Below are 15041 nucleotides of genomic sequence, written 5' to 3' on the forward strand. Positions count from 1 at the left end.
TGAAAAACGCTCCCAACCGGGGGCGTTTTTTTATATTTATTAGAGCTCAACATTTAGATACAAGTCTACGATGTGAATACGCTTTATGTATTGACTACGGCTATCAATCAGGTAAGATATAATCAGCGTTGCGCAAAATTACAGCAAAACTGACTAGCAGTTAGGAAGATTAAAGATGTCTGAATCACAACATAAAGTAGATGGAAATAGTAGTAAAAATTTTAAAGAGTTACCAAGAGCACACACGACCTATGCCAATATCGTTAAAAGTCTGTTGCCAAAGTCTGATGCGCCAAAAGTATCAAAAGATGAATTGCCTTCCTTTACCTACAAAGTAGATACATTAACCATAGATTCAGAAAACCTAAATGATTATCGAAAAATTTGTGGTTTTGATAAAAATAATACTGTGCCAATTACTTATTTTGCTGTGTTGTCTCAATCATTACAAATGAATATGATGGCAAAAGAAGCATTTCCATTTGCGATGCTTGGTTTGGTGCATGTTGATAACAGCGTCACTCAATACCGCAAAATTTTAGATAATGAAGTTTTTGCCATGTCGGTTGATTGTGTTAATTTACGAGACCATGATAAAGGTCAACAATTTGACTTTGTCACACAAGTTAAAGCGGGTGATGAGCTGATTTGGGAAGGTGTTTCTACCTATTTATCTCGTTCACGTTCAAAAAATCGTGATAGAAGTAAAACAAGCAAACAAACAACCAAACTATCAATAGATAGTTCAAGCCTGCATACCTACTTTAAAGTAGCAGAAGATATGGGGCGCCGTTATGCGTTTGTATCTGGCGACTTTAATTTAATTCATTTACATCCATTATCAGCACGTGCATTTGGTTTTCCTAAAGCGATTGCGCATGGTATGTGGTCAAAGGCTAAGTGTTTATCATATATTAAAAACTTACCCGAAGCTTATCGGGTTGATGTATCGTTTAAAACGCCAATTTTTTTGCCATCGGAAGTTGAGTTAATTGTTGCAGATGAAGTAGATAAAAAAATAGAGTTTGGGTTGTATTGCCCTAAAAATGATAGTCCACATGCTTTGGGTGTTATAAGTCTCTTGGATCATGCTTAATTATTTGTGATACATGAATCAAATTTACTTAATGGACTTTAAGTAAATTAAACTTAGTTCAAAAGGTTGCTTAAATGCAGCCTTTTATTTTTAGAGAAATAAATGGATAACCAAAAAACAATGCCAGAAAAAAATTGGCAGCAACTTGTACAAATCATGAAAAACTTACAACTAGATGATGCGCCTGCGGGAGGCTCATTGGTTGTTTATCATCAAAACAAGTGCGTGTTAGATACAAGTGTTGGTATGGCACAAAAAAATAGAGAATGGCGTGCCAACACGCTGTCAATCAATTTTTCGACTGGCAAAGGCGTGTTAGCCACACTGGTTCACGTGCTAGTTTCTAATGAGTTACTGAACTATGACACGCCAATTTGTGACTATTGGGCAGAATTTGCAAGTAATGGAAAAGGTGATATTACTTTACGGCAGGTACTGAGCCATCAAGCCAATTTATTTGCACTGAATCAAGTTGTCAGTAGTTATAAAGACTTATTAGATTGGCAAAATATGCTAAACAAAGTTGCCACCATGCAACCTTTTGCGCCTGTCAATCAAACTAATAACAAACCTTATGCAACTGCCTACAGTGCCTTGATTTCTGGTTGGATAATTGGTGGTTTAATAGAAAAAGTAACAAACTTAAGCTTACAACAGGCTTTAGAAAAATATTTAACAAAACCTTTAGGTATTGCAGATGAGGTGTTTTTTCAGTTACCCCAAACCCATATAGGCGATGTTGCACAAATGGTAAGAAACTTTGATATAAACGCAGAGGATAAACCTAAAAGACGCATTAAACCAACCTTAAAGCCAGATAGTGTTAAAACCATGCAAACCTATGCCAAGTTGCCAAGTTATAAAATCTGGCAACAAATATTAGGTAAGGCGCATAGTGATACGGCAATCACAACCGCAGAAATTAATAGAATATATTTTAGCCCAGCTGATTTAAATATTAAAAATTACACTATGTCATTATTGCCAAATGCAAAAGAAAATTTAGACTATTATCAGCCAGAGGTTATGCAAGCCGTGATACCGGCTGCTAATTGTGTGGCAAGTGCTGCTGCGCTGGCAAAAATTTATGCGATGTTAGCAAATGAAGGCAGCTGGATGGGAATACAGCTGATTAATGAGTCAACCTTTGATGAAATCACTAAGATTCAGGTTTCTGGGCAAGATGCTGTCATGCCAGCTGATATGCAATGGCGGCTAGGTTACCATCGTGTATTTAATGCTTTTGATAGGGTGGGGCAATTAGACCAAAGCTTTGGTCACATCGGTTATAATGGCTCGGTTGCTTGGTGTAATCCTAGCAACGGACTGGCAGTTGCTTATGTGCATAATTATGATACAACTTTGCTAAATGATATTAGGGCATTTGCCATTACTGAAGCGGTAATAGATTGTTTAGCCTAAATGGGCATCTAAAATGTTGATGGTTATTTTGATAAATGCTTAATATAAAAAAACTCAGCCATTGCTGAGTTTCTTTGTGATACTAACTTTATCTAGTTTAGAGCCTTACAAATGATTATTTATAGCTGGTAAGTCTCAGCTCCATTTTTTTACCATCTGCATTTTGGATAACCTTAACTGGTTGATAATTTAAACTTGGTGCTAACCAAAAAGTTGTGCGTCGTCCATTACCACTGTGTACGCGGTCAATACGCACTGTGTTATATGTCCCCGCTGGTACTGTTACTTTACTATTGCCAGACTTTTTAAAACGCACGCGTTCTACTTTTTTCTTTTTCGCCATGTAATAACTGCCAGCGAACTTACCATTTAACAAATCTTGGCGGATTTGAGCTTCTAAGCTCAAGTCATCATAGGCTTGGCGGGGCATAGATAATGTTTTTGATTTACCCTTATAAGTACTGATAACTTTACTGCCATTAAATTTTAATTTATGTGTGCGTCCGGCACCAAAAATCTTATAGGTGGTGCTTGCAGCGCTCGGCTTGATTTTAGAACCAGAAATTGTGAACTTACTGGTTTGGTTAGCGGTTGCCACGCCAGCGACTCGTGCTTTTGTGCGATAGCTCCAACTATTGCCAGATTTTGAAAGTGTGCGTGTTGCAGTACCTTTATATTTATTTTCTACAGTAAAACTGTATTTAGCGGTAGAAGGCTGCAAGGATTTTGCGGTTGCGGCTCCAGATGCTGCTATTGTAGTTGCTGCTAAAAAAATTGCGCCGGTTGTTTTTGTAAGGGTAGAAAGCTGTTTCATCTGAATGCTCCTTTGTGTTGTGTATGACTCTATGATGGTCATAAATTGTTACATATTCAAGTGAGCTTATGCTATTGTTTGTAAAAAATCGTTATTAAATATTACTAGCTGACATAGGGCTAGCGATACAAAAATTAAATCAAACAGATGTAAGTATGGTAATTTAATTAACTATTGGTATGAATATGTATAAAAAAGATATATGATTTAATAACAAATGCGTAAAATTATGTTATACTTTTATTGCGGATTTGTTCCCAATTTATATATTACCCAGGTAAATTAATTAAGTTATTTAATAAGGAAGGTTAAAGTATGAAATTATTTCCAACTTTAGCGGTAGCCACACTTGCTGCTGCAATGGCAACGGGTTGCTCAAACAGTTCTGACTCTGCAACAGAAGCTGCTACTGGTTCTAAGTTTATTACGATCGGTACGGGTGGCGTAACAGGTACTTATTATCCTACTGGTGGTGCAATCTGCCGTATGATGAATGAAAACAAAGCAGAAACAGGGATTCGTTGTTCTGTTGAATCAACCGGTGGCTCTGTATACAATGTTAACACCATTAAAGCAGGCGAACTTGACTTTGGTATTAGCCAAAGTGATACCGCATTTCAGGCACTTAATGGCGAAGGCAAGTTTGCTGAAGCACCAGTACCTGAGCTACGCAGTGTCATGGCAATTTATCCAGAACTTTTAGCTTTGGTTGTGCGTGATGATGCGGGTATTAAAACTTTAGCAGATTTAAAAGGTAAAAAAATTAACATCGATGTACCAGGCAGTGGTACACGTATGACAACAGAATCTGTGTTTGAAGCGAATGGTATTAACACATCAGACTTAGCATTAGTAAATGAGCTAAAATCATCTGAAGGTCCAACCATGCTAAAAGATCGTAAGGTAGATGGTTACTTTGGTATGTTTGGTCACCCAACAGCTAACATTAAAGATGCTGCAAACTCTGTTGGCATTAACTTAGTGCCAATTGATGGTGAAGGTGTTGATAAGCTTGTAGCAGACTATCCATACTATGCCAAAGGTACAATTTCGGCTGACTTTTATGAAGGTGTCGATGCAGATGTACCAAGTATTGGTGTTAAAGCTGTTTTAGTGACACGTGAAGACATGTCTGATGCTGCCGTAACAGCATTGACGAAAGCAATCTTAGATAACTTTGATACTTTCAAAGAATCACATGCGGCATACAAAACTATTACTAAAGAATCTTTGCTAGATGGTTTGGCTGTGCCTCAACACCCTGCTGCGGCAAAAGTATTTGAAGAGCAAGGTCTAGCAGTTGCCTCTGCTGAATAATTAAAGACCTAAGTTTTTTTAATTAAGCACAGGTAACTACTTGTGCTTAATTTTTTGTACTAACAACTATCGTCAAAAATACTGTATAGTGTAAAGCATTAACATTTTTGTACAGTGGTCATTTTGCACTTAGCTTCTTCTGAGATATCTTAAAAATCAATCATAGATTTAAATGTTAGAGAATGTTGAAAAAATGCCAACATCATTAGCTTTTTGTATTTTTACTAGTTTAAAACTATGTTTGAACAAGCAGCTATTAGCTGTTAATAGTAGCGTTTAGATATTTTTATTAGATAAGGTTAGGGTGACATTAGCAAATAGGAGGACATTATGGACAATGTTGTAAAGATTGATGAAGAAAAACATCAATCAGAGAACGAGCAAGCAGATGTGTTAGAGGGCAAGCGTATATTAGACCCCAAATCATTTGGTTTTAGAATGATTGCTTTTATCGCATTTTGTTGGTCATTTTTTCAATTATTTGTTGTACTTTTACCAATTAATGATGTATTCATTCGTTCTATTCACTTATCGTTTGCGATTGCATTGGCATTTTTTATGTATCCAATGTTTCGTACAAAAAAAACGATGTCTAGCATTCCATTCTGGAATTATATTTTAGCGGCACTTGGTTCGCTTTCTGCGTTATATATCTTTATTTTTTATAATGAGCTTAATGCCCGTTCGGGTGCTTGGCTGCAATTAGACGTATGGGCAGCCATTGCAGGTATTATTCTTTTGCTAATGGCATCACGCCGTGCGCTGGGTCCTGCTTTAGCCATCATCGCTATTATCTTTTTAGGCTATGTTAAATTTGGGCAAGTGATGCCAGATTTGATAGCCCATAAAGGGGCAAGTATCGAAAAAATGATGGGACAAATGTTTTTAACAACCGAAGGTATTTTTGGTGTTCCTTTGGGTGTTTCTGCAAGTTATGTTTTCTTATTTGTACTCTTTGGGGCATTGCTAGAGCGAGCAGGGGCAGGGCAATATTTTATTAACCTTGCCTATGCAGCATTGGGACGTTTTGATGGTGGACCTGCAAAAGCATCGGTTGCTGCCTCTGGCATGATGGGTATTATTTCTGGTTCCTCAATTGCTAATACAGTTACTACAGGTACTTTTACAATCCCATTAATGAAGAAACTGGGCTTTCCTGGTTATAAAGCAGCATCGGTAGAAGTTGCAGCATCAACCAATGGTCAGCTAATGCCACCAATTATGGGTGCTGCAGCATTTATTATTGCTGAGTTTTTGGGTATGGATTATGCTGGCGTTATTATGGCAGCGGCAATCCCTGCCTTTGTGAGTTATATTGCATTGTTTTATATTGTGCATTTAGAAGCAAAAAAATTGGGAATTAAAGGCGAACTAAAAGACAGACTACCCAAAGTTTGGGATGTTTTTGTGAGTGGTTTGCACTTTTTATTACCAGTGTTTTACCTTATGTACACTTTGGTTGTATTGCGCATGTCACCTCAGCGTGCTGCTTTTAATGGTATCATCGTGTTAATACTGATTATGCTGGTTCAGCCATTTGTTAAATCACTGCTTGCAAAAAATGGCATTGGTTTTACGCAAAATGCAAAAACCGCAATCAGCGACATTATTGTTGGTATGATTAATGGTGCTAAAAACATGGTGCCAATTGCCATTGCAACCGGTGTGGCAGGCATTGTAGTTGGGTCGGTTACTTTAACAGGTATTGGTCTTATCCTTGCCGATGTGATTGAAACCTTATCAGGCGGTTACATTGTGGCGGTACTGGCATTAACGGCAGTGGTATCATTAATTTTAGGTATGGGCTTGCCAACAACCGCAAACTATATTGTGATGGCATCGTTAACTGCGCCTGTCATTTTGGGGTTAAGTGGCGACTTAGGTTATTTGGTCCCTGCAATTGCGGCACACTTATTTGTGTTTTACTTTGGTATTTTGGCAGATGACACGCCACCGGTTGGTATGGCGGCATATGCTGGTGCAGGTATTGCACGTTCAGACCCAATTAAAACGGGGCTACAAGGCTTTGCTTACGATATCCGTACCGCAATTTTACCGTTTATGTTCTTTTTCAACAGTAAATTATTGCTAATTGATGGTGTTAATCCTGATGATCCACGTGATCCAGCTGGTTGGGTATGGATTACAAACCCATTAGAGATTGGTCTAATCTTTTTAATGGCCGTTTTGGGTATGTTGGCATTTTCCTCGTTTACACAACGTTGGGTTAAAGTTAAAACCAACATTATTGAAATGTTGGCATTGTTGGCAATTACGGTATTGTTGATGGTACCAAATGTTGTTGCAGACTTATTTAAATTGCCACATGAATATGTAAGCTATGCCATTGGTGTTGCGCTTTATGCGATGGTATATTTATGGCAATCACAGCGTTATAAAAAATATAAAGTGATTGTATAAGCTGTTAATAAATTTTAAGGCTTAAATGAAACTCATGGTGCTTAAAGTACCATGGGTTTTTTAATGGTTATAATTTGCATACATGTGGGTAGTTTTTTAAAAAAATCATCGTATTTTGCTTGAACAAAATGCGTTTAATCCCCATTCAATAAACAACCTTATTGCTATTACCCATAACGACGCTTTGAGTAACCGCAATAAGTACTTTTTAATTTTAAAATTCAAACTAATCAATGGAGTAGAATGATGGGTATCCGTCCTTTACATGATCGTATTGTTGTTCGCCGTGTAGAAGAAGAACAAAAAACAGCGGGTGGTATCTTGCTACCTGGTTCGGCACAAGAAAAACCACAGCAAGGCGAAGTTATTGCTGTAGGTAATGGTCACATTCGTGAAAATGGCGATGTAAGACCGCTTGATGTTAATGTTGGTGATAAAGTGTTATTTGGTCAATACGCTGGTCAAACAGTTAAAGTCGATGGCGAAGAGCTGCTAATCATGAAAGAAGCTGATGTACTTGGCGTACTGGCTTAATTTTAACTGTATATTTTAAAACTTATAATAAATATTGGAGAATACGATAATGGCTAAAGACGTAAAATTTGGTATTGATGCACGTAATAAAATGATTGATGGTGTTAATGTACTTGCGGATGCAGTAAAAGTAACCTTAGGGCCAAAAGGTCGTAACGTGGTTATTGATAAATCATTTGGCGCACCAACCATTACTAAAGATGGTGTTTCTGTTGCAAAAGAAATTGAACTAGAAGACAAATTTGAAAACATGGGTGCACAGCTTGTGCGTGAAGTTGCCAGTAAAACCAATGATGTGGCTGGTGATGGTACAACTACAGCAACGGTACTTGCCCAAGCGATTTTAGCAGAAGGCATGAAATCAGTGGCTGCCGGCATGAACCCAATGGACTTGAAACGTGGTATCGACAAAGCGGTACGCATTTCAGTTGAAGAGATTCACAACTGTTCAACTCCTGCAGATGACTTTAAAGCCATTGAACAAGTGGGCTCTATTTCTGCTAACTCAGATGCCAAAGTTGGTGAGTTAATTTCTCAGGCGATGGAAACGGTTGGCAAAAAAGGCGTTATTACGGTTGAAGAAGGTTCAGGCTTTGAAGATACCTTAGAAGTAGTTGAAGGCATGCAATTTGACCGTGGTTACATTAGCCCATACTTTGCTAACAAACAAGACAGCTTAACAGCAGAGTTTGAAAACCCATACATTTTGTTGGTTGACAAAAAAATTGCAAACATTCGTGAGATTGTGCCGTTACTAGAGCAAGTCATGCAATCTAATAAGCCTTTATTGATTATTGCTGAAGATGTAGAAAATGAAGCACTAGCAACCTTAGTTGTTAACAACATGCGTGGTGGTTTAAAAACTTGTGCCGTAAAAGCCCCAGGTTTTGGTGACCGTCGTAAAGCAATGCTACAAGATATTGCTATTTTAACAGGTGCAACCGTTGTTTCTGAAGAAGTTGGTATGAGCTTAGAAACCGCAACTTTAGATGTTTTAGGTACTGCTAAAAAAATCACCGTTGGTAAAGAAGATACTGTCATTGTTGATGGTGTTGGCAATAAAGCAGATATTGAAGAGCGTGTAGAATCTATTCGTCGTCAAGTAGAAGAATCAACTTCTGAATACGATAAAGAAAAACTACAAGAGCGTATTGCTAAGCTATCTGGTGGTGTTGCGGTGATTAAAGTTGGCGCAGCGACCGAAACAGAAATGAAAGAGAAGAAAGACCGTGTAGATGATGCCTTGCATGCAACGCGTGCCGCAGTAGAAGAAGGCGTTGTACCTGGTGGTGGTGTGGCATTAGTAAGAGCAATGGCAAGCCTTAATGAAATAATTGGTGATAATGACGACCAAACAGCAGGTATCAACATTTTACGCCGTGCGATGGAAGCACCATTACGTCAAATCGTTTCTAACGCCGGTGATGAAGCGTCTGTGGTTGTTAACGAAGTGAAAAGTGGCGAAGGCAACTTTGGCTATAACGCAGCAAGTGGTGAATATGGCGATATGATTGAAATGGGTATCCTTGACCCTGCAAAAGTAACCCGTTCAGCTTTAGAACACGCAGCATCTGTAGCTGGCTTAATGCTAACGACCGAAGCAATGATTACTGATTTGCCAGAAGCAGCTGATCCAATGGCGGGCATGCCTGCTGGTGGCATGGGCGGTATGGGTGGCATGGGCGGTATGATGTAAAATAGTCGTTTATAAAATAAAAAACTTATTGCTTGTAAGCACAGGTTAATTATGCATTGTGCATATCGCTTGGCTGTCTTCTAGCAAGTTTTATTAAACGCTATATACCCCTAATGTTTATCCTATCATTGTTATTAAAAAAGTAGAAAAACCCTTTAGATGCAAAAATCTAGAGGGTTTTTTATTATTGATTTTAAGGGGCTTCATTAAAATGTAAAACTAGGTTGTTATCGTCAAAAAATAAAGCAAACAGATGTTGATGAAAGCCATAACAAAGTGTAATATTGTAATAAATTATAAATACACACAAATAGTAAGTTTTTCAACCCGGTTGCCCAAAGGTGGCCATTAATAACAGGAGAAGTAAATGAAAAAGAGTGTTGTTGTTTTTGAAGCAGAAGGCGGTTCAGACAAAATTTTTAATGGACACCGTAAAGACACCATGCCAATCGTAGAAGCTATCCAAGAAAAGGGTTGGCATGCTGAGGTTGTATACTTCCGTGATGAATGGGCAGACGATATTTACGAATACGCAAAAGAAAAGTTTGATGGTTATATCAGCCGTATTAATCCAGGTAACTTGGCTACTGGCGAAAAAATGTATTTTGAAACACTACGCAAGCTATCAGATGCTGGCTTGGTTGGCATGTCACATCCAGATGCGATGACAAACTTTGGTGCTAAAGATGCATTGGTGAAACTCGCCGATACGGATCTGGTTCCTGATGACACTTATGCTTACTATACAGTAGAAGAGTTTACTAAAATCTTCCCATCAAGCATCTCTTGGGGTGAGCGTGTACTTAAACAAAACCGTGGTTCAACGGGTGAAGGTATCTGGCGTGTGCAAATTGAAGAAAGCATTGACTTTAAACCAGGTGACAGCCTACCACTAGATACAAAGCTTAAGTGTACTGAAGCGGTTGATAACCATGTTGAATACAATACGCTTGGCGATTTCATGAAGTTTTGTGAACAGTATATTGTTGGCGAAAATGGCATGCTTGTAGATATGCGCTTTATGCCACGTATTAAAGAAGGTGAAATCCGTATTCTTTTAATTGGTGACAAGCCAATTTTTGTTGTACACAAAAAACCAGCAGATGCTGAAGATGCTTTCTCAGCGACTTTATTCTCAGGTGCTAAATATACGTACGACAAGCCAGAAGACTGGGCAGAATTAATGACGTTATTTAACGATTCATTACCTGTTATTTCTGACAAGCTAGGTGGTTTTGATATCCCACTAATTTGGACAGCGGACTTTATGCTTGGTGATAAAGATGAAGCAGGCAATGATACTTATGTATTGGGTGAAATTAACTGCTCATGCGTTGGCTTTACAAGCCACCTTGATCAAGGCATCCAAGACGTGATTGCTGAAGAAGTTATCCGCCGTGTAGAAGCGAACGCGTAATTATATAATCAGTTTATAAATTAAAAAAAGGTGGAACTTAGGTTCCACTTTTTTTATGTATGGCGTATAGATTCTTATGTAGAAACAGTTACGTGATTGATGTTAGCTATGTTTTATTTTTACGCTGTTATATTTTCATCTCTTCTAAATGTCCAAGTTTTATCGTCCGACAGTTCTGGGCAATAGTAATAACCTGCAAGATTAAAGTCTTTTAGTTGCTCGGCACTCGTCAGCTGGTTGTCCGCGGCATATTTAACCATCAATCCACGTGCTTTTTTTGCATAAAAACTAATGACTTTAAATTTGCCATTTTTTTCGTCCTCAAACCTTGGGGTAATCACTTTAGCATTGAGTGTTTTTTTATCAACCGATTTAAAATATTCATTAGAAGCAAGATTAATCAATACATTGTCAGTAGTTGGGATGCGTTTATTGATTAATTCAGCAATTTGCTTATCCCAAAAGTTATATAAATTATCGCCTTTATTGTTGGCAAGTTTGGTACCCATCTCTAAACGGTAAGGTAAAATCAAGTCTAGTGGCTTTAACAAACCATAAAGACCAGACAAAATACCCACATGAGTGTTTAAGTATTCAACTGTTTGCTTTTTCATGTCATAAACATCTAGTCCTGTATAAACATCACCATCAAAAAGGTAAACAGCAGGTTTTGCTGTATCGATTGTAAAAGGGACGGTTTTGCTCCAACACCAAGCTTGATTTCGCTCACTATTTAGTTGGGCAATTTTGTCTGATATTTTCATCAGCTGCATTAAGTCAATTGGGTCTTTTTGTTTTAATGTTTTCATTAATTCACAAGCGGCTTCAATTAAGGCAGGTTGGCTATATTGATCGGCTACGTTGATTGGCACATTGTCTTTTTCATTTAAACTTTTTGCTGGTGATAATAAAAAATACATAACAAATCCTAAGTAAAATTAAATATGAAGGGCATAAAAATAATCAGTAGATAATTATTTTATATGAAAACAAAAGCAGAATACAAAGCTATCTATCATTATCGGGGATAAAACATAGTAAAATAGTGCGATTTAAGCTTTAAAACTCAATATCATCGAGTTTTTTATTGAGTTATTAATAGATAAAGTATAAACTTTTTTTTGCTTTTTAGCGGATAGTGCTTACATTTAATAAAAAAATATACTAACCAGTCACAATTTTTAAATGCAACTAATGACTGTGATTACCTATAATTCATTTTAATTATGTTTTTTATTTTAGCATTTATTTTTTTTATATATAAAATCAGTTATATAGATTCAATTATATTAATTCTTGGATTATTACTAAGAACAAAAGGTAGGAGAGGATATGAAAGTTGGTGTTGTAAAAACGCACAGCGAGCATGAAAAACGGGTCGCTTTAACGCCAGACGCTTGTAAAAAGTTGATAAAAGCAGGGCATGAAGTTATTGCTGAGTCAGGTGTTGGTTTAACTGCTTATTATAATGATGAGCTATATAAACAAGCCGGGGCAAGCATTGCAACAGATGATACCCAAGTTTTGCAGACTGCAGATATGATTATGGTGGTAGAGGATTTATTACCTGAGCAAGTAAGCAAGTTAAAGCAAAACAGTATGGTAATTGGTGCATTAGACCCGTATAGAAATGAACAATTAGATAGCTATGCACAACAAGGCGTAACTGCTTTTGCAATGGAGCTTTTGCCACGTACTTTGTCAAGAGCGCAAAATATGGATGTTTTATCATCGCAAGCAAACTTGGCAGGCTATAAAGCAGTATTAATGGCGGCAAATGCTTATTCACGCCCGTTTCCAATGTTTATGACTTCTGCCGGTACAGTAAAGCCAGCCAAAGTAGTAATCTTGGGCGTTGGGGTTGCTGGTTTGCAGGCGATTGCAACTGCAAAACGTTTAGGCGCGGTTGTTGAAGCAAGTGATTTACGACCTTCTGTAAAAGAGCAGGTTGAATCGGTTGGTGGTAAATGGCTTGACGTACCAATGAGCGATGAAGAAAAAGAAAAAGCAAAATCAACAGGTGGCTATGCTTGGAGACCATCTGAGCAATACATTAAAGATCAAGCACAAGTGGTAGATAAAGCTGTCAGTGCCGCAGATATTGTGATTACAACTGCTCAAATACCGGGCAGACAAGCACCTCGCCTTATTCATAAATCAACATTAGATAAAATGAAGGCAGGTTCTGTTTTAGTAGATATGGCTGCATCAACGGGTGGTAATGTTGAAGGTTGTGAATCAGGTAAAACCGTTGTAACTGATAATGGCGTGCGTATTGTTGGTGCATCTAACATACCATCAGAGCTAGCAGCACAGTCATCAGACTTATATGCAAATAACTTAGTGAATTTTGCGACGACCTTGTTTGATGAGTCTGGTAACTTAGCTATCGACTTAACTGATGAAATTCAGGGTGCTTTAGCCGTGACCCATAACGGTCAAGTATTGCTAAAAAAAGATTAATGTGAGGAGAGTTTTATGATGGCAACTATTTTAGCTGCTGCTGGATCTGGGCTAGGTTCTACCCCTTTTGTGGCAATTTTTACCATTTTTATATTAGCTATTTTTGTTGGCTATTATGTTGTTTGGGGTGTAACCCCTGCGTTACACACCCCTTTAATGGCGGTAACTAATGCGTTATCGAGTATTGTTATTGTGGGTGCCATGTTGCAAACCGTGACGATTGATGGCAATGCCATCACTGCCACAAGTTTGTTAGGTGCTTTTGCTGTATTTTTGGCAAGTATTAATATTTTTGGTGGTTTTGCGGTAACAGAGCGTATGCTTTCTATGTTTAAGCCAAAAGAAAAAGCAAAACCAGCAAAAGATTCAGGAGGTGATGCATGAATATTATCCCTCAATTTATTGCACAAAATGCAGATTGGTTTTACTTAATTGGTGCAGTACTGTTTGTTTTAACACTGCGTGGGCTATCTAGCCCAAAAACGGCTGTTAAAGGTAACCGTTTTGGTATGGCAGCGATGACAATTGCTGTGATTACCACCTTCTTTTTAGCCGAAGGTCCTGTACTGTGGCTAATTATTGGTGCGATGGTGCTAGGTGCACTTGTTGGTATGTGGAAAGCCAAAACCGTTGCAATGACGCAAATGCCAGAAACCGTTGCTTTAATGCACTCGTTTGTTGGTTTAGCTGCTGTTGCCATCGCCGTTGCTGCGGTATTGCATACTGGAGAAGCGCATTCAACTATTGCCAGACTTGAATTATTCATTGGTTGCTTTATTGGTGCTATTACGTTTTCTGCCTCTGTGTTTGCTTTTGGTAAACTGGGTGGTAAAAAATGGGCTAAAACCATTGGTGGCGGATGGGTAAAACCACTACAAGCGCTATTATTTATCGCCATGATTGGTTTTGGTGTCTTGTATTTTGTAACTGACGACTTAAATGCGTTTTATGCAATGACAGCATTGGCTGTTGTATTTGGCTGGATGTGGATTGCCCCAATTGGTGGTGGTGATATGCCAGTAGTGGTTTCTTTGCTTAACTCATTTTCTGGTTGGGCAGCAGCCGGCATTGGTTTTACTTTAGGCAACTCAATGCTTATTATTGCAGGTTCTTTAGTTGGTTCATCAGGTGCTATTTTGTCTTACATTATGTGTAACGCCATGAACCGTTCACTATTAAACGTATTGTTTGGTGGTATGGGCACTGGTGGCGAAGCCGCTGCCGCAGATGATGGGGTTGCTAAAACCTATAAATCTGGTTCTGCCGAAGATGCTGGCTTCTTAATGTCAAATGCAAGCGATGTCATTATTGTACCAGGTTATGGTATGGCACAAGGGCGCGCGCAAAATGCCGTGAAAGAATTATATGACCTATTGAAAGAACAAGGCGTGAATGTACGTTTTGCAATTCACCCAGTTGCTGGTCGTATGCCAGGACACATGAACGTACTACTTGCAGAAGCTGACGTGCCATATGATGATATTCTTGAAATGGATGAAATTAACTCAGACTTCCCAAGTACAGACGTTGTTTTAGTCATTGGTGCAAACGATGTAGTGAACCCATCTGCTAAAGATGATCCTAACTCTCCAATTTTTGGTATGCCAATTTTAGAAGCTGCTAAAGCACAAACAGTTATGGTTATTAAGCGTTCTATGAATACGGGTTATGCTGGTTTGGATAACAGCCTATTCTATATGGATAAAACCATGATGATTTTTGGCGATGCTAAGAAAATGGTTGAAGAAATGGTTCGTAGCATTAACGGAACAGGTCATTAAACTTTAGTTTAATCAAAATAAAAAAGTCACATAAGTGGCTTTTTTATTGCTTTAATAACCCAAAAGGGCAATAGTTAAGG

12 protein-coding genes are annotated in these 15041 nt (G+C 38.1%); 10 read left to right on the top strand and 2 right to left on the bottom strand.

Translation table 11 applies throughout. The features are described from left to right. Positions 1–175: 175 nt before the first annotated feature. Positions 176–1096 carry a MaoC family dehydratase gene (locus VH441_RS00400; RefSeq protein ID WP_434353524.1) on the top strand — a complete coding sequence of 307 codons (921 nt, stop codon included), beginning with the start codon at positions 176–178 and terminating at the stop codon, positions 1094–1096. Positions 1097–1198: 102 nt separating this feature from the next. Beyond that, entirely contained in the window at positions 1199–2518 is a 1320-nt protein-coding gene (locus tag VH441_RS00405; RefSeq protein WP_434353525.1) for a serine hydrolase domain-containing protein, read from the top strand. A 115-nt stretch (positions 2519–2633) separates the two neighbouring features. Here the strand turns inward: VH441_RS00405 and VH441_RS00410 are convergent, their stop codons facing one another. After that, positions 2634–3332, bottom strand: a complete 699-nt coding sequence (locus VH441_RS00410; RefSeq protein ID WP_434353526.1) for a DUF3108 domain-containing protein — start codon at positions 3330–3332, stop codon at positions 2634–2636. Between the two features lie 315 nt (positions 3333–3647). Between VH441_RS00410 and VH441_RS00415 the strand changes: the two genes are divergently transcribed. The 5 genes from VH441_RS00415 (at position 3648) to VH441_RS00435 (ending at position 10717) form a co-directional block, all read left to right on the top strand. Further along, positions 3648–4649 carry a TAXI family TRAP transporter solute-binding subunit gene (locus tag VH441_RS00415; protein ID WP_434353527.1) on the top strand — a complete coding sequence of 334 codons (1002 nt, stop codon included), beginning with the start codon at positions 3648–3650 and terminating at the stop codon, positions 4647–4649. A gap of 330 nt (positions 4650–4979) precedes the next feature. Beyond that, positions 4980–7070, top strand: coding sequence for a TRAP transporter permease (locus tag VH441_RS00420; protein WP_434353528.1), 2091 nt, complete (start codon positions 4980–4982; stop codon positions 7068–7070). 243 nt (positions 7071–7313) lie between these two features. Next, entirely contained in the window at positions 7314–7604 is a 291-nt protein-coding gene (gene groES / locus VH441_RS00425) for a co-chaperone GroES (protein WP_434353529.1), read from the top strand. 46 nt (positions 7605–7650) lie between these two features. After that, positions 7651–9300: a chaperonin GroEL gene (gene groL, locus VH441_RS00430; RefSeq protein ID WP_434354403.1), complete on the top strand. Its 1650-nt coding sequence runs from the start codon at positions 7651–7653 to the stop codon at positions 9298–9300. A 367-nt stretch (positions 9301–9667) separates the two neighbouring features. Then, positions 9668–10717, top strand: coding sequence for a Cj0069 family protein (locus tag VH441_RS00435; protein ID WP_434353530.1), 1050 nt, complete (start codon positions 9668–9670; stop codon positions 10715–10717). A 119-nt stretch (positions 10718–10836) separates the two neighbouring features. Here VH441_RS00435 and yaaA read toward each other — a convergent pair whose 3' ends face one another. Beyond that, the gene (yaaA, locus tag VH441_RS00440) at positions 10837–11637 is read right to left on the bottom strand and encodes a peroxide stress protein YaaA (protein ID WP_434353531.1); all 801 of its coding nucleotides are present in this window, start codon (positions 11635–11637) and stop codon (positions 10837–10839) included. 412 nt (positions 11638–12049) lie between these two features. On the opposite strand from yaaA, the gene VH441_RS00445 reads away from it, so the two are divergent. From VH441_RS00445 to VH441_RS00455, 3 genes are read left to right on the top strand one after another with little or no spacing between them, the layout of a single operon-like run. Then, positions 12050–13180 carry a Re/Si-specific NAD(P)(+) transhydrogenase subunit alpha gene (locus tag VH441_RS00445; RefSeq protein ID WP_434353532.1) on the top strand — a complete coding sequence of 377 codons (1131 nt, stop codon included), beginning with the start codon at positions 12050–12052 and terminating at the stop codon, positions 13178–13180. 15 nt (positions 13181–13195) lie between these two features. Next, positions 13196–13564 carry a proton-translocating transhydrogenase family protein gene (locus VH441_RS00450; RefSeq protein WP_434353533.1) on the top strand — a complete coding sequence of 123 codons (369 nt, stop codon included), beginning with the start codon at positions 13196–13198 and terminating at the stop codon, positions 13562–13564. Beyond that, positions 13561–14961: an NAD(P)(+) transhydrogenase (Re/Si-specific) subunit beta gene (locus VH441_RS00455; protein WP_434353534.1), complete on the top strand. Its 1401-nt coding sequence runs from the start codon at positions 13561–13563 to the stop codon at positions 14959–14961. The genes VH441_RS00450 and VH441_RS00455 overlap by 4 nt, the downstream gene beginning before the upstream one ends. Positions 14962–15041: the final 80 nt, after the last annotated feature.

Origin of the sequence: Psychrobacter sp. HD31, assembly GCF_051097895.1 — a bacterium.
Classification (GTDB): Bacteria; Pseudomonadota; Gammaproteobacteria; order Pseudomonadales; family Moraxellaceae; genus Psychrobacter.